2 protein-coding genes are annotated in these 421 nt (G+C 54.6%); both read right to left on the minus strand.

Annotated features, from left to right (window positions below; genetic code table 11):
* Nucleotides 1-197 (minus strand): Gfo/Idh/MocA family oxidoreductase (locus tag AC1DIX_RS27965; protein WP_477328624.1); only part of this gene is annotated, 197 nt, incomplete at its 3' end.
* Between the two features lie 24 nt (nucleotides 198-221).
* Nucleotides 222-421: Rossmann-fold NAD(P)-binding domain-containing protein (locus tag AC1DIX_RS27970; RefSeq protein ID WP_477328626.1), on the minus strand; the 200-nt coding region annotated here is incomplete at its 5' end.

A 421-nucleotide genomic window follows, 5' to 3' on the forward strand; every position in this document is an offset into this window, starting at 1 on the left:
CCCAGGTCACCATAGCCAGGCACTGCATATTGCTGAGCGTGGGCGGCAAGCACCTCCGGATCGATGTCGCAGACCGAAACGAGTTCTATCGCCTCAGAATGCTGTTCGATTGAGCCGAAATGGTTTTTGGCGATGCGACCGCATCCAACCACCGCTACCCTAATTTTCCGACCCGTTATCCGCTGTATTTTGTTCACCTAAGTTGCCTTTATAGAAAGAGACTAGAGCCTGAAGAGGGTAAAGCCCTCATCTGCGGCCTTGTGACGGTCGAATAGGGATTTGAGGTCGGCGAGTACCGGCTTATCGCCCCGGCACAATGCGCGCAGATCAGCCGCTGATTTCGCGCGATATTCGTGGTGACCCACTGCAACCACGATCGAATCCACCGGATTATCCGGCGATATCGCAGCGAGATTGATGC

It is taken from the genome of Massilia sp. 05N420 (genome assembly GCF_056397205.1).